Genomic DNA, 14,168 nt, shown 5'->3' with positions numbered 1-14,168 from the left:
ATTCGGGTCCGATGGGATCGAACGAGTTAGTTTTAGCGCTGAGCAGCCTCAGGGAAAAGATCAGGCGCGACGAGATGACGGACGACGGCCGTATGCCGAACGTCTGTTCGGACGAGGCGTTGCGTGAGATCTCGGAAAAGATGCCTTCGACCCCCGAGGAACTGGGATCCGTACGTGGTCTGGGCCCTGGCTTTGTCGACGATTACGGCGGTGCCTTTTTGGAAGCGCTTCAGAAATACCGCTCGGGCGGCGAGAACGGCTCGAACATGGATAAGAAGACGGCCGATACTCTCCGCGAGCTTGAAAAGAAACTTGTGAACATCAACAAGAACAACAGGATGCTGTACCAGGGAAGGATGGCCAAGGGCGTCACTTACGACCTGACCAGTATTGTGGGGCCCGATTTCTCCGATGTCCTGTTCGGCAACAAACGTTCCGCAAAGCTCTGCGACTCTGCGGCAGATCCGGAACAGATCAAGACCTACAAAGCCCTGAACGATATGATCAGAGAGGTCAACCGTAGTTCCAGAGAGACCGGACAATACGATCTTTTCATCGCATATCCGTTCGTACAGGGAAGGATGCCCGGAGAGGATTTTGATATAAGGGCTCCGCTCGCACTGTTCCCCGTACGCCTCGATAGAGACTCGCGCTACGTCACGCTCACCGTTGACAGGGACCGGGACCCCATCTATAACGGCACTCTCGTCCTGGCGTACATAAAATTCGCCGGAGAGAACAGGCCGATGCCTTACCTGACCATTGAGGACTACACTGCGGAGAACTTCTTCGGCAAAGTCATTGACTTTTATTCGAGCCAGGGCATATCGATGGAACTCTGCGATACCGCTCCCGCTCCTTTCAAAGAATACAGGTCCGGAGAATTTCCCAAATATCTCGCGGGAGACCTTAAGATGGTTCCCAATATGGTGCTCGGACGCTACTCTTCATATTCGAGCTCCATCCAATTGGATTTCGACCGCATCATAGAAAGTGGAGACATAAATGATGTCTTGAACGACCTGATAGTAGACCTGGAGTCAGGCGATTTCTATGACGACGGAAAGGACCCGCTGTCGGAAATACAGATCAAAGAAAAAGGCATCGAGGCGTCCGAAAAAGACCTCCTCTATGTCAATCCGCTGAACAGCGCCCAGGAGAACGTGCTGACCGGCATACAGAAAAACAAGGAGCTCGTGGTCCAGGGTCCCCCTGGGACCGGCAAGTCCCAGGTCATAACCGGCCTCATCATATCGGAGATCATGCGTGGAGGCAACGTCCTGATGGTCTCCGAGAAGAAGACCGCGCTTGACGTGGTCTATTCCAGACTGGGTACTCTTTCGAAATACTGTATAATGGTCGACGACGCTGCAGACAAAGAAGAGTTCTATTCACAAATCAGGCGCATGCTTGCGCCTTCGCCTCAGCGTCACGGTGCCAGCCTTAACGAGATATCCGAAGCTGTCGACAGGGACGTGGGAGTTTTGAGCAGTATAGCCGACCGGATGTACGAACCCGATTCGTTCGGCATAGCGCCTCACAAACTGTACTCGATGGACAGATGGCTCGACCTCGGGGACAGGCACCAGTATGAAGAATACAAGGAGCTCAAAGACGGCGTCCACCCGATCATACTCGCATTGGCCTATCCGGAGGTCAAAAATCTTCACAGGATGTTCTCTGACCCAATGACCTTGCGCGGGTTCAGAGAATATCACGAGTGCATAGCGCGCAACCCCTGGATAAGAGACATGAAGTCCGACCTGTCCGAATACGATATCGGAGAGATGAAAGTACTTTTGTCGGGTTTCATCGATGACGTGAAATCATGGAGGTCCAAGAACGCCATTTCGCGTTCGATGGGAAGGAAGAAGATCGAACAAGAGGCCGAAAATATCCTCGAGCGCGGTTTCGGGTCCCATGGCGAATCAATACTCCAGAACCTTATAGAAAATCCTGAGAACATCCTCTCGGCCCTTGACGACTATGAGATGTTTTCCGAGCGCAGCACCGTCTACAATCGCATGGATGACCATGAGAAGGCCTACGGAGAGACCCTCATGAAACTTGCCGTCTCCATGAAGTACCAGCCTCAGCAGTGCAACGACCAGATTTTGAAGTATGTGCTGAACGAGCGCCTTCAGAGGTTCGACGCGGACAATAAGGACCTTATTCAAAACATACAGGACTTCGACCGCATCGTTTCCGACATGGACTCCAAGATACACGAAAAGATGGAGATGTCGAAATCATCGGCAGAACAGAAGTTCCAGGAATTTCTCAGGAACATCAGCGAGTCCAAGAGGCGCGGCGATATAGCCAGAATCGCAGAGAGTAAACGTAAATGGAATATCAACAAGTTCGTGGAACGCTACAACTACGAACTTTTCAGAGGCGTGAGAGTATGGCTGCTCACGCCCGATGCCGTGTCCGAGATACTTCCTCTCAGGATGGGGCTTTTCGATCTGGTGATATTCGACGAGGCGTCTCAGATGTATGTCGAAAGGGGCGTACCCGCAATATATCGCGCAAAGAGGGCCGTCGTGGCCGGAGACCACAAGCAGCTCAGGCCCAGCAGTCTGGGTTTCGGCCGCATCGACTATGAGGACGGGGGAACGGACGAGGATGCCGCGGCCCTCGAGGAAGAAAGCCTTTTGGACCTTGCCAGGGCAAGATACGATTCGATACTGCTGAACTTCCACTACCGTTCCAGGTACGAGGAGCTTATCGCATTCTCCAACTACGCGCTCTACGGCGGACGCCTGTATGTATCTCCCAACATCTCCGAACCGGCAAAACCTCCCATCGAAGTACACAGGGTGAACGGCATCTGGGAAGACACCAGGAACGTGGCCGAGGCAAAGAGGATAATCGAAATGCTTCGGGATTTCTTCCTGAACAGACGTAACAACGAGACCGTCGGAGTGATAACCTTCAATGCATCTCAAAGGGACCTTATAAACGACATGCTGGACGATGAGTGCGCCAGGGACCCCACTTTCGGAAGAATCGTCAACGACGAACTTAGGAGGTTCGACAACGGCGAGGACGTGGGACTTTTCATAAAGAACATCGAGACCGTGCAGGGAGACGAGCGTGATGTTATCATGTTCTCGGTCGCCTACGCGCCGAACAAAGAGGGCAAGATGATGCAAAGGTTCGGCTGGTTGAACAACCGCGGAGGAGAGAACCGCCTAAACGTCGCCATAAGCCGCGCCAAGAGGAAGATCCACATAGTCACCTCGATCGATCCCGAGGACCTTAAGGTCGAAGAGACCATGAACGCCGGCCCGAAGATACTCAGGAAATACCTGCAGTACGCAAGGGCGATAAGCGACGGGGACAGACGCATGGCCGACAGCATCCTACGTTCGTTCAACGACGACAGGTGGAAGGAGGCACCGATCATAGAATCCGAGAGCGGAATAGCTGACAGGGTCTACAATTCGCTGATCCGCAAGGGTTACACTGTGGACCGCCATGTAGGCATAGGAGGATACCAGATCGACCTGGCCGTCAAGCAGAACGGGAACTACATCCTGGGGATCGAATGCGACAGCCACCTCTACGAGATGTCCCAGTCTACCAGAGAAAGAGATTATCACAGGCAGAAGTACCTTGAATCCAACGGATGGAGCATGCACAGGGTTTGGACCCCGGGAATGTGGAAGGACTCCGAACGTGAGATTTCAAAGATCGTCAAGGCCATAGAGAACCGTAACTGATTTTCAAATACCTGTATTCGGATGCGTGCTTATGTCTAAGTCCATTCTGAAAATCCAAGGTATGACTTGCGAGATGTGCTCCAAAAGCGTTGACAGGTCCCTCAGGGCCGTGAAAGGAGTGTCCGAGGTATCAATCGACTTGAAGAAGGGATTGGCTACGGTAGTCTACGACGAGGAACATTCTACAGACAAGGACCTTGTCCGCGCGGTCGTGGACGCGGGTTACAGAGCGGAGGTGAAGCGCGGTCTCTTCGGCTGAGGGCCGTGAAAGGATCACCCTCCGCATTGCAGGAATGTCATGTTCCGCATGCGCGACTAGGATCGAGAAATCGCTGCAGTCCGCTCACGGGGTCTATGAAGCTGCGGTAAACTTCGGCAACAGCGTAGCTGCCGTCAGTTTCGATCCGGAAAAAACGGACCGTGGAAAGCTTGTAAAAATAATCCAGAAGGCCGGATATTCCACCATCGATGACGATCCGGAAACAATCGCCAGAGCCGAGGCCGAGGAATCTTTACGCATGAGACGCGACCTTGTCCTCGCAGTTCTGTTCACCGTCCCCCTTTTCATAATCGCCATGGCGGACATGTTCACGGGGATACCTTGGCTTTCGGGTGAGCGCGCTCTGCTCGCCGTCCTAGAACTCACATTATGCATACCCGTGATTTACGCGGGGAGGAGGTTCTACATCCGCGGGTTTCCCGCCCTGTTCGCCGGGACGCCTTCGATGGATTCCCTTGTGGCCCTAGGGACCGCGGCTTCTTTCCTTTACGCTCTCTGGAACACGGCGACCGTGCTCTTCGGCGGATCTGCGGACGGCCTTACTTACGAATCGGCCGCAGTGATCATCGCCCTGGTCTCCGTCGGAAAGTACCTGGAGGCTCGCTCCAAGATCAGGACCGACTCGGCCGTGAGGTCTTTGATGAAGCTCCAGCCAGAGACGGCGACCGTAATACGCGACGGCGTAGAGAAGGAAGTTCCGATATCAGAGGTCGTTGTGGGAGACAGATTGTCGATAAAACCCGGAGACCGTATCCCAGCAGACGGAATAATCATATCTGGCACATCTTCTGTGAACGAATCTATGCTTACCGGAGAGAGCATGCCTGTCCCTAAATCCGAGGATAACGAAATCTTTGCGGGGACCGTTAACGGAACCGGCGGATTCATAATGGAAGCCGTCGAAACGGGAAAAAATACAGTGCTGTACCAGATAATCTCGATGATCGAGACCGCTCAGGGCACCAAAGCACCAGTGGCGAGGATCGCCGACCGCGTGGCGGGGATTTTCGTTCCGCTGGTTATCATCATTGCTGTGGGGGCATGTGTCGTCTGGCTTATCTCGGGAAGAACATTTGAATTTGCACTCACCGTGCTGATTTCCGTGCTCGTGATATCGTGCCCGTGCGCCCTGGGGCTCGCAACCCCTTTGGCCATAACCGTGGGCACCGGGATGGCCGCGGACCGAGGGATCTTATTCAAAAATGCATCGGCGCTCGAGAGGGCAGCAGATATAGATACCGTTATACTTGATAAGACTGGCACTATTACATTTGGGTCCCCGGAGGTAACAGGAATAGCTTACAGGGCAGACAAGGACGAGCTCATTGCCCTTGCCGCGGCGGCCGAGAGCGGTTCGGAGCATCCGATCGCCTCGGCCGTGGTCTCTTATGCGAGGAAGGAAGGGATAGATATCCCTGTACACAGCGACTTCACCTCGGTCACGGGAGGCGGCGTCAGGAGCACGGTCGATGGAGAGATTGTTACCGTAGGCAGCTCCAAGCTGATGGACGATATAGGGTGCGACGTCTCGGAATACGACGATGATGCCGAATCCTTCGCCGCCCGGGCCATGACATATTTCTATGTCGCAAAGGGAAACAGACCTCTGGGCATAATAGCGGTCTCCGACCCTGTCAGACCCGAATCCAGATTTGCCATTTCACGCATAAAAATCAACGGTGCGCGAGTGATTATGGTGACCGGCGATAACAAGGCCACCGCCGATGCGGTAGCGAAGGAGGTGGGAATAGACAGCGTCATTTCGGGCGCCACTCCGGAAGACAAGCTCGAGGTTGTGAAAGACCTTCAGACAGAAGGCAGATATGTTGCCGTGGCCGGAGATGGGATCAACGATTCGCCCGCCCTCGCACAGTCTGATCTGGGTCTTGCAGTCCGCAACGGTACCGATATAGCGATGGACTCGGCCGATGTTGTCATGATGACCGATGACATAAGGTGCATACCTGCCTCGATGGAGCTTGGGAAGGCCACCATCAAGAACGTTAAGCAGAATCTTTTCCTGGCTTTCGTTTACAACGTGATAACCATCCCGATAGCCGCAGGCGTCCTTTATCTGTTCGGCATAGGCGACATATCCATGATGCCGATGATATCTGCGGCGGCAATGTCCGCATCCTCCCTGCTGGTGGTCGCAAACGCCCTGAGGCTCAGAAGATATGTTCCCGGGAGCCTATCTTAAGCTTGGCCACGTTGAGCGTTCCGGAGTTGCGGCCGATGACCTTGTCGGAACCTGCGATTTCCAATGGATAGATATGCATCGGCGAGTCCTTGACCAGAGTCTCATACTCCCCGCCCTCGCCTATGACGCTGATTCCGTATTCCCGGTTCAACACCTCGAGATCTGATATGGCCTCATCATCGATCTCTCTGCCCAGCCACTCCGATCCAAAGCCTTCCGCATAGTATCCGATCACCACTGCTTTTATTCCGGAGGCGACGATCTCGCGAAGCATCATGCTCTGGTCCTTCCTCCACATCGGCGCAAATACTTTCAGCCCCATTTCTCCGCATACACGGTTAATGCGGTCCCATTGGTAATCGGACCATACGGCCCCGACCACGACCCCTTCGATGTCCAGGCCGGAAAGCGCATCCTGCAGACCAATCATATCCCCTTCCTCCGTGCCGTCGGTGGAGCCCATTATGTGCTGCCTGTCCATGGCCTCCGCCATTGCCGGAACGTTACCGATGTTCGGAACGTGGAAAATCCATGAAGCGCCGCTTAGGGGGCTTATGCTCACTACATACGGCACCTCGTGACCGGACTGGACCATGGAGTACATTGAGAACACCGAGTCCTTGCCGCCGGAGAAAAGAGATGCTAGGCGCATGCGGCTGCTAAGCGGTCAGATTAAATTAACGTATCCCTATGCGCGGACATGAACGTGGGAGAGATGACACGCGACGAGTTCGCCGAGGCCGTTGATATTGGAGCTATAGCCGTATTCGTCATCGGCGCCACGGAGGCCCACGGGCCCCATCTCCCCCTCAACAGCGACACCCTTCAGCCTATGTGGGTTGCGGAGGAGCTCGACCGCAGGTTGGAGAACCTCCTGATATTTCCGCCGATGAGTTACGGCGTCCACTCATCGACCAGGAATATGCCCGGAACGGTTGCACTTACTTTCGATACCATGAGGTCTGTGGTCTATGATGTGCTGACCTCCCTTTACGAGAAGGGCGTTGGAAAATTCCTGATCATGTCGGGACATGCGGGGAGCGCCCATATGACGGCATGCTCGGAAGCATGCAAACGCTTTGTACGAGAAACCGGGAGCAAGGTCATATTCCTCACGGACTACGACATAGCAGAGGGCCACCCTGACATCAACGGGATAAAAGGCGACGGACACGCAGGTTTCCTGGAAACCTCCCGCGTTATGGCGATCCGCCCCGACCTGGTGAGGGACGAGCGCCCGATAGGATTATACTCGGACCACGGTTTCCTGATTCTCGGCAATGCAGAGATTTGTTTCCCTGAGGGGCTGGCCGGCGACACTACAGGGGCGTCGGCGGAACTGGGAAAGAAGATAAACCGCTATGTTGCGGACAGACTCGAAGAGATGATCAGGAATGACCTTATCTGAAAACGATGCGATGAAGAAGGCAGCGGCCGAGAAGGCGGCCGACGAGTACATTAAAGACGGAATGACAGTGGGCCTCGGAACGGGTTCCACGGCCTTTTTTGCAATAAAGAGGATAGGCGAAAGAGTGGCTGATGAGAGGCTGACGCTCACCTGCGTATCCACTTCCGAGAAGAGCGCACAGCTCGGCAGGTCGTGCGGACTGAATATCGTCCCCTTCGAAGGCACCAGCGCGATAGACGTGACCATTGACGGTGCAGACGAGATCGACCCGCGGCTCCAGCTCATCAAAGGTCTCGGCGGCGCCCTGCTGAGAGAGAAAATCATTGCCGCGGCAACGGAAACAGAAGTTATAATCGCCGACAGATCGAAGCTCGTTGACGTGCTGGGCACAACATCCCCGCTCCCGGTGGAGGTCCTCCGCTTCGGATACGAGCGAACCAAATACGCCCTGGAGAAACAGGGTTGCGTGGCGACCCTCAGGACGAAGGACGGCGAGATATTCATTACAGACGGGGGGAATTATATCTACGACTGTAAGTTCGACGCCATCGACCGCCCCTTCTTCTTAGAATCGCGCCTCAACATCATACCCGGGGTGATGGAGAACGGGCTTTTCCTGAACACCGCATCCGTGGCGCTTGTTGCCAGAAGCCCGGACGAAGTGGAAACGATCAGACGGACCTGAGACGCCTGAGTCCTTCGTCGATCTCTAAAATCCTTTTCCTTGCCATCTCCTCTATTTCATCGGCGATGGCATCGAACGCCTTGGAGAGCCTATACTTATGTCTGGGTCTGCCCTTGGTGTCCGATCGGATCTGCTCGGTGGCGAGCCATCCCATTTCATCTAGGTCTTTTATGGCCGCCGAAACGCTAGGTTGTCCGATACCGAGGGCCGCCTCCAGGTCGTCGGACGTCGCCGCATCGTGGCCGGCCATATATATCAGGACCTTGGCGCTGTTGCGACGCATGTTCAATGCAATCAACAGGCTCTCGGCGGGACCTCCGTTTTCTTCAGACATATATTTTTCAATTTAGAGTTATAAATATATTAATGTTTGCGAAATAATATATTCCATTGGATGTAACTGGTGGAATTTTGCATCCAGCGATACGGAGAATGGTGTTGAATTGTCTTTTTTATACAGACAATCAGATATTATAAAATAGAAAGAAGGCATTGTTACCTTCCAGTATTTTTCCCAGTCCCCGTTTATCCACCGATATACTCGCGTAATAGTATAGGCCGACGGGTGAGCTTATTTATATGTCCTCGATATTAGCACGTTCCGTCCCAACAGACGAGGTGACTTGATAATGAAAATGCCCAGGGCTATCAAGACTTACTGTCCTTTCTGCAAGACTCACTCCATGCACGACGTGGAGAGGGTCAAAAAGAAAAAGGCCAGTGAGCTCAAATGGGGTCAGAGGAGATTCAGAGAAGTAACATCCGGTTACGGAGGTTTCCCCAGACCTAAACCAGAAGGAAGAGAAAAACCGACTAAGAGAGTGAACATCCGTTACAGATGCACTACGTGCAAGAAAGCACACCTCACAAGCTGCATCAGAGCTAAGAAGTTCGAACTTACGGAGTGATTTCATGACCGGTGATTTTATTAAAATTAAATGTCCAGACTGCGGAAACGAGCAAATCGCCTTTAGGAAGGCTGCAACCGAGGTTAAATGCCTTGTTTGCGGATCCACGCTCATCGTCCCCAAAGGAGGGGTCGGTAAGATCAATGGCGAAGTGCTCGAGGTGGTCGGCTGATGTCGAGGGCCAAAGGCTTTCCCGAATACGGCGAGTTGGTAGTTTGCACTGTAACTAACGTAAAGAATTTCGGTGCTTTCGTAACTCTTGACGAATACGACGATAAGGAAGGATTCGTCCACATAAGGGATGTAGCCACTGGCTGGGTCAAGTACATCAGAGATTACATTAGAGAAGGTCAAAAGATCGTCTGCAAGGTCCTGGGCGTGGACTCCAAGAAGGGTCAAATAGACCTTTCCCTCAAATCGGTGAACGAACACCAGAAGAGAGAGAAAATTCAGATATGGAAAAATGATAAAAAGGCCGAGAAGCTCGTTGAGATCATTGCCGAGCGCATGTCGATAACCGAGGACGAGGCCTATCACATGTTCGTCGACGAACTTGTTGAAACTTATGAAACGCTTTATGGCGCATTCGAATCGGTCGTCGCCGACCCTAACGGATTCCTGGAGGATTTTTCAGGAGAGTGGGTCGAAACGTTCATCGAGGTGGCCAAAGAGAACGTCGCGGTATCGTCCGTCCAAATAGACGGTACGCTTATCATGACGTCCGCCGCCCCGAACGGAGTGGTCCTTATCAGGGGCGCGCTCGAAGCCGGACTTGTGGCTGGAGAGGGGTATGATGTGGGAATCAGCTGCATAGGCTGCCCCAAATACAGAATACTCGTCAAAGCGGGAGATTACAAAGAGGCCGAGGAGATCATGAAAAATGTATCCGCGGCAGCTGTGGACAAACTCGTGGCCGCTGGCGGTTCCGCGACCCTCAAACGCGAAAGCAAGTGAAGACATGAAAGGAAAGATGAAACGTTGCAGCGCATGCGGAAGATACTCGTTCAAAGAGGACTGTCCGGCCTGCGGAAAGCACACTTCATCACCTATCCCCCCCAAATATTCTCCGGAAGACCGCTACGGCGCATACCGTCGCAAAGCCATTGAAGAGGAGTACGGAGAAAATGGAAAGTATCATAAGATATGACTCTAAGCCTGAACTTATAAGGCCTCTTGTAATAGAGGGCCTTCCTGGCATCGGGAACGTGGGCAAGATTGCGGCCGACTATCTCGCCAATGCCCTGGGAGCGAAGAGATTCGCCTGTCTCTATTCTCCCGATTTCCCCCCTCAGATAAGCGTGGACTCGAATTGCGTTGCTGATTTCGCAAGGAACGAACTTTGGTTCGCAAAGGCCGGAGACAGAGATATTGTTTTTATCAGCGGGAGCTACCAGGGATCCACCCCCGAAGGGCAGTTCCTGATATGCAGTGACATCATGGAGGCCCTCTTAAGCTACGATCCCTCCGAAATCATTACCTTGGGAGGCTACGGCACAGGGACCATGGTCGAATCCCCACGCGTGCTGGGGGCCGTCTCCAGAATGGATGTTAGACCTGCCTATGAGGACCTTGGCGTTGTTTTCGAGCCGGGAGAGCCCAAGGGAGGGATAGTAGGTGCCAGCGCTATGTTTTTGGCGTTCGGACAGATATACGGCATCGATTCGATCTGTCTGATGGGCGAGACACCGGGATACTTTATCGACCACAAGAGCGCCGGCGCGGTGATGGCTATCCTGGTGAAGAAACTGGGTGTCGAAGTGGATACCAGAGAGCTTGACACCCACTCGGCCATGATCGACGAGCTGAACCAGAAGGTAAAAGAGCTTGAGAACAGTCGCAATTCGTGTGAAGACCTTAATTATTTCGGGTGAAATAAAATCACCCATACCCAAATGGTTTTAAGTAATGTGCATATAATCCCCAAACGTCCCCACCTAGCTCAGTCTGGCCAGAGCGGCTGACTGTAGAGAGTTTCCGGATTTATCCGGTGCAGCCGCCGATATCAGCAGGTCCCCTGTTCAAATCAGGGGGTGGGGACCACTCCCATCTAGCTCTACCAGTTAACAGCGCTAATTGATCTGTATTTGATTTTCGGCGATGTTGCACCGAATTCTATGCGAAACGGGATAATTCTGAGGACATTTTGACGAGGAGGAAGACTGATGCCATCCTGTCCCCTCACGCCGGGCACGGCATGCGCGGCCGCCCTTGAGCTCGCTTCATCTAGCAGTTGCATCGGGCGCCCCTCTGCTACAATTACCGCCATGGCCGCCACAACGACATCGAGGAGTGCCGGGATTTGCAGAGGTTGAGAGAATGAAAAAAGCTTACTCCCTTTCTGATTTAACCGCAATTAGGCGCCTGGGCCCATCAGAGGACGGGGACCGTCCCTTTACAACTTTTCCCAAGATTCTTGTTCGAATCTATCAGAGAACAGAAATAAATCGCATCGAATTAATAACAAGCAGATATCAATAACATCATTCTTTGGCTTCGACGTCGTTTATACTTGCGTTTTCGGTGTTTAGGAACTTTACAAAATAAGGTTGTATGTCAAAGTGCTCCTTCAGAAAAGTACCGAACGCCTGGACGAATGTTCCCGTTATCACTGCCATTACCACTGTCCCGATCCCGATTCCCGCAAGGTCCCCCATGAACGCCAGCGACACTGCGACAGAGATGGTCAGACATGAAACGTCGAACATTGTCTTAATCCTCCTGAATGAAGTATGATAGTATGATGAGAGGCCGTTCGAGAACAGATCTATGATCAATAGCGGCATCTTGGACGTTATCATGAGAGCTATTCCAAAGCACATCAGCAGGAAGCTTCCTCCGAACAAAAGTATCCTCAGGTGGATTTCGTCAGGTACCGCTCCGATCATCATCTTTGTGAAATCAAGAATAACCGCGAATAAAAGGACCATTATGAATGAAATCATGTGAGTTCCCTTAACCTTGCGGGTGATGGACACGAGCATCACATAGAGCACGGCCTGGAATATCAGGTTCCACGCACCAAAAGAAATTCCTGGTACAACGAGATTAAGAGCATATGGCAGCGACGATATCGTTGATACGCCGAAACCGAGCGCGATCATCAGCGATATTGAAAAAGCAACGAGGAACAAACCTGCGACAATGAAAATCTCGCCGGGTAATTTGATCTTGTTGCTTGACATCCTGCTCTGTGGTCTCCTTGACGGAACAACGCTAAACTTGGCGATATATAAATCTGAGTTTGTTTACTAAATTTAAAAGGGCCGTTAGAACCGGACATCGAATATTGAAGTGCAATGTCTTGAGACGCCTTACGGGGACTCAGGATGCTTGTGCGTCTTTCTGTACCTGACAACCATTACCGGGCAGCTGACCTCTCTGACTGTTTTTTCGGCGACGCTCCCCATGCTTAAGCGCTTCCATCCTGTGCGGCCCATTGTGCCCATGACCACCATATCGTAGTATGCGGACATGCCGCCTATGACCTCGCTTGGGCTTCCCGGAACGATCTTCTTCTCCACTTCGAGCCCGATCTTCGAACCCTCTTCATACACATAGCGGACGGCGCTCTCGCAAGCGGTCTCCGTATCTACATTCCCGGATGCGCGAGAGATGGTCTTATTGTCAAAAACGCTGAGAGCTGTGATCTTGGTCACGCCGGGGGTCACCTTGGCCATCTTGAGCCCTTCCTTCACCGCAGGATCGGTGTATTCGCTCCCGTCGGTCGCGATTAGCATCTTCTCCATCTTGAACGATGCCTCCGGATCGAGGTTTCTTACTGCGATAACGGGGCATTTAGAATAACGGATTACTTTCTCGGTCACACTTCCCAGCAAAAGATGGGCCGCGCCCGCCCTTCCGGCCGTACCCATGACCAAAATGTCGAACTCCGACGTTCTCTTTATTATTTCGTCTGCGGGTATCCCGTCCGCGATCATCGTTTTGACCGTCATATCAAATTCTGTGCCTTTGTTCGCAATCCAGCCGAGTGCCGTCTCTCCCCTGATGCGGGGAGTGCCGCAGGCCAGATTGTTCACGTAATTTGTGGAGTCGTTGACATAGAGGGCCGTGACGTTCCCGCCCACGGCTTTTGCGAGCTTGAGAGCGTATATTGCGGACGCTTTGCTCTTATCTCCTGTGTCGGTGGTGACCAGAATATTGTAGACCATCTCGTTACTCCTTTGTCTCGGTGCCCTCTGTTTTGCCCTTCCTTTTCTTGTATAGCGCCTCTAGGTATGGCTCTATTTCAAAGTGGTCGTTCAGCAGTGTACCGAATGCCTGAATGAATGTCCCTGTTATTATAGCCATTACAACGGTCCCGATGCCGATCCCGGCAAGATTGCCCAGAAATAATAGCGAGACTGCTGCGGATATCGCCAGGCAGGTAATGTCGAACATTGTCTTGATCCTCCTGAAAGAAGTGTGATAATGGGATGCCAGACTGTTGGAGAACATCTCTACTATCGTCAACGGCATCTTGGATGTGATCATGAGGGCGACTCCGAAGCACATCAGCAGGAAGCTTCCTCCGAACATTGGCACCCTTATGTAGATTTCGTCCGGCAGGTCTCCGATCAGTGAATCCGTAAAATCCAGCATAAGGGCGAACAGCAGGACTATTACAAATGAGGCGATGTATCTTTTCTTGAATTTCTTGGTTATTGATATCAGTATCACGAAAAGAATGATCTGGAACGCAAAGTTCCATTCACCGAAGGACAGGAACGGAATTATGAGGTGGAGAGCATAGGGCAACGATGATATTGTCGAAATACCGAATCCCAACTTCACCATGGTGGATATGGCAAACGCAACAAAGAATATGCCCAGAGCCATGAAAATCTCTCCGGGCGCTTTGTATTTTCGATCGGTCATTCTATACTTTTTTCTCCCCGGTTTAAGCGCCGATTTAACAGTCTAATATATAAACATACGTTAGATAAAAAGAAAAGGTTACTCGTA

General features: G+C 52.3%; 15 protein-coding genes and 1 tRNA gene. 11 read left to right on the top strand and 5 right to left on the bottom strand.

Annotation, left to right across the window (positions count from 1 at the left end; translation table 11 throughout):
* Positions 1–11 precede the first annotated feature (11 nt).
* From VB016_02765 to VB016_02755, 3 genes are read left to right on the top strand one after another with little or no spacing between them, the layout of a single operon-like run.
* Positions 12–3,725 (top strand): AAA domain-containing protein, encoded by a 3,714-nt coding sequence (locus tag VB016_02765; protein MEA4977460.1) that lies wholly within the window; start codon positions 12–14, stop codon positions 3,723–3,725.
* A 31-nt stretch (positions 3,726–3,756) separates the two neighbouring features.
* Complete coding sequence (locus tag VB016_02760; protein ID MEA4977459.1) at positions 3,757–3,984, top strand: heavy-metal-associated domain-containing protein; 228 nt, start codon at positions 3,757–3,759, stop codon at positions 3,982–3,984.
* Positions 3,985–3,997: 13 nt separating this feature from the next.
* On the top strand, positions 3,998–6,205 hold the full coding sequence (locus tag VB016_02755) for a heavy metal translocating P-type ATPase (protein ID MEA4977458.1): 2,208 nt from the start codon (positions 3,998–4,000) through the stop codon (positions 6,203–6,205).
* Here VB016_02755 and VB016_02750 read toward each other — a convergent pair.
* Positions 6,174–6,857, bottom strand: coding sequence for a diphthine--ammonia ligase (locus VB016_02750; protein ID MEA4977457.1), 684 nt, complete (start codon positions 6,855–6,857; stop codon positions 6,174–6,176). The genes VB016_02755 and VB016_02750 overlap by 32 nt on opposite strands.
* 48 nt (positions 6,858–6,905) lie before the next feature.
* On the opposite strand from VB016_02750, the gene VB016_02745 reads away from it, so the two are divergent.
* Both VB016_02745 and rpiA read left to right on the top strand, forming a co-directional pair.
* A complete protein-coding gene (locus VB016_02745; protein MEA4977456.1) occupies positions 6,906–7,613 on the top strand; it encodes a creatininase family protein in 708 nt (235 codons plus the stop codon).
* A complete protein-coding gene (gene rpiA, locus VB016_02740) occupies positions 7,600–8,298 on the top strand; it encodes a ribose-5-phosphate isomerase RpiA (protein MEA4977455.1) in 699 nt (232 codons plus the stop codon). The genes VB016_02745 and rpiA overlap by 14 nt, the downstream gene beginning before the upstream one ends.
* Here the strand turns inward: rpiA and VB016_02735 are convergent.
* Positions 8,285–8,632 (bottom strand): MarR family transcriptional regulator, encoded by a 348-nt coding sequence (locus tag VB016_02735; protein MEA4977454.1) that lies wholly within the window; start codon positions 8,630–8,632, stop codon positions 8,285–8,287. The two genes, rpiA and VB016_02735, sit on opposite strands and share 14 nt — an antisense overlap.
* 295 nt (positions 8,633–8,927) lie before the next feature.
* On the opposite strand from VB016_02735, the gene VB016_02730 reads away from it, so the two are divergent.
* The 6 genes from VB016_02730 to VB016_02705 all read left to right on the top strand — a co-directional run bounded on the left by VB016_02730 (position 8,928) and on the right by VB016_02705 (position 11,246).
* Positions 8,928–9,206, top strand: coding sequence for a 50S ribosomal protein L44e (locus tag VB016_02730; GenBank protein MEA4977453.1), 279 nt, complete (start codon positions 8,928–8,930; stop codon positions 9,204–9,206).
* A 4-nt stretch (positions 9,207–9,210) separates the two neighbouring features.
* Positions 9,211–9,378, top strand: a complete 168-nt coding sequence (locus VB016_02725; protein ID MEA4977452.1) for a 30S ribosomal protein S27e — start codon at positions 9,211–9,213, stop codon at positions 9,376–9,378.
* The gene (locus VB016_02720) at positions 9,378–10,160 is read left to right on the top strand and encodes a translation initiation factor IF-2 subunit alpha (protein MEA4977451.1); all 783 of its coding nucleotides are present in this window, start codon (positions 9,378–9,380) and stop codon (positions 10,158–10,160) included. Before VB016_02725 ends, VB016_02720 begins: the two co-directional genes overlap by 1 nt.
* 4 nt (positions 10,161–10,164) lie before the next feature.
* Complete coding sequence (locus tag VB016_02715; GenBank protein ID MEA4977450.1) at positions 10,165–10,353, top strand: RNA-protein complex protein Nop10; 189 nt, start codon at positions 10,165–10,167, stop codon at positions 10,351–10,353.
* The gene (locus VB016_02710; GenBank protein MEA4977449.1) at positions 10,331–11,077 is read left to right on the top strand and encodes a proteasome assembly chaperone family protein; all 747 of its coding nucleotides are present in this window, start codon (positions 10,331–10,333) and stop codon (positions 11,075–11,077) included. The genes VB016_02715 and VB016_02710 overlap by 23 nt, the downstream gene beginning before the upstream one ends.
* A 57-nt stretch (positions 11,078–11,134) precedes the next feature.
* Positions 11,135–11,246: transfer RNA gene (locus VB016_02705), tRNA-Tyr, on the top strand.
* Between the two features lie 440 nt (positions 11,247–11,686).
* On the opposite strand, the gene VB016_02700 is transcribed toward VB016_02705, so the two are convergent.
* From VB016_02700 to VB016_02690, 3 genes are all read right to left on the bottom strand, one after another.
* Complete coding sequence (locus tag VB016_02700) at positions 11,687–12,388, bottom strand: DUF6198 family protein (GenBank protein MEA4977448.1); 702 nt, start codon at positions 12,386–12,388, stop codon at positions 11,687–11,689.
* A gap of 129 nt (positions 12,389–12,517) precedes the next feature.
* On the bottom strand, positions 12,518–13,375 hold the full coding sequence (locus VB016_02695) for a universal stress protein (GenBank protein ID MEA4977447.1): 858 nt from the start codon (positions 13,373–13,375) through the stop codon (positions 12,518–12,520).
* A gap of 4 nt (positions 13,376–13,379) precedes the next feature.
* Positions 13,380–14,081 (bottom strand): DUF6198 family protein, encoded by a 702-nt coding sequence (locus VB016_02690; GenBank protein ID MEA4977446.1) that lies wholly within the window; start codon positions 14,079–14,081, stop codon positions 13,380–13,382.
* Positions 14,082–14,168 lie beyond the last annotated feature (87 nt).

It is taken from the genome of Methanomassiliicoccaceae archaeon, from assembly GCA_034928305.1.
Lineage (GTDB): Archaea > Thermoplasmatota > Thermoplasmata > Methanomassiliicoccales > Methanomethylophilaceae > VadinCA11.
This window is presented reverse-complemented; position numbering and strand designations above follow the sequence as displayed.

Bases quoted from the DNA above. Each gene is read 5' to 3' on its own strand.
- VB016_02700 (MEA4977448.1), bottom strand. From the start codon at position 12,388: ATGTCAAGCAACAAGATCAAATTACCCGGCGAGATTTTCATTGTCGCA.
- VB016_02725 (MEA4977452.1), top strand. From the start codon at position 9,211: ATGACCGGTGATTTTATTAAAATTAAATGTCCAGACTGCGGAAACGAG.
- VB016_02745 (MEA4977456.1), top strand. From the start codon at position 6,906: ATGAACGTGGGAGAGATGACACGCGACGAGTTCGCCGAGGCCGTTGAT.
- VB016_02765 (MEA4977460.1), top strand. From the start codon at position 12: ATGGGATCGAACGAGTTAGTTTTAGCGCTGAGCAGCCTCAGGGAAAAG.
- VB016_02730 (MEA4977453.1), top strand. From the start codon at position 8,928: ATGAAAATGCCCAGGGCTATCAAGACTTACTGTCCTTTCTGCAAGACT.
- VB016_02720 (MEA4977451.1), top strand. From the start codon at position 9,378: ATGTCGAGGGCCAAAGGCTTTCCCGAATACGGCGAGTTGGTAGTTTGC.
- VB016_02710 (MEA4977449.1), top strand. From the start codon at position 10,331: ATGGAAAGTATCATAAGATATGACTCTAAGCCTGAACTTATAAGGCCT.
- rpiA (MEA4977455.1), top strand. From the start codon at position 7,600: ATGACCTTATCTGAAAACGATGCGATGAAGAAGGCAGCGGCCGAGAAG.
- VB016_02735 (MEA4977454.1), bottom strand. From the start codon at position 8,632: ATGTCTGAAGAAAACGGAGGTCCCGCCGAGAGCCTGTTGATTGCATTG.
- VB016_02715 (MEA4977450.1), top strand. From the start codon at position 10,165: ATGAAAGGAAAGATGAAACGTTGCAGCGCATGCGGAAGATACTCGTTC.
- VB016_02695 (MEA4977447.1), bottom strand. From the start codon at position 13,375: ATGGTCTACAATATTCTGGTCACCACCGACACAGGAGATAAGAGCAAA.
- VB016_02690 (MEA4977446.1), bottom strand. From the start codon at position 14,081: ATGACCGATCGAAAATACAAAGCGCCCGGAGAGATTTTCATGGCTCTG.
- VB016_02750 (MEA4977457.1), bottom strand. From the start codon at position 6,857: ATGCGCCTAGCATCTCTTTTCTCCGGCGGCAAGGACTCGGTGTTCTCA.
- VB016_02760 (MEA4977459.1), top strand. From the start codon at position 3,757: ATGTCTAAGTCCATTCTGAAAATCCAAGGTATGACTTGCGAGATGTGC.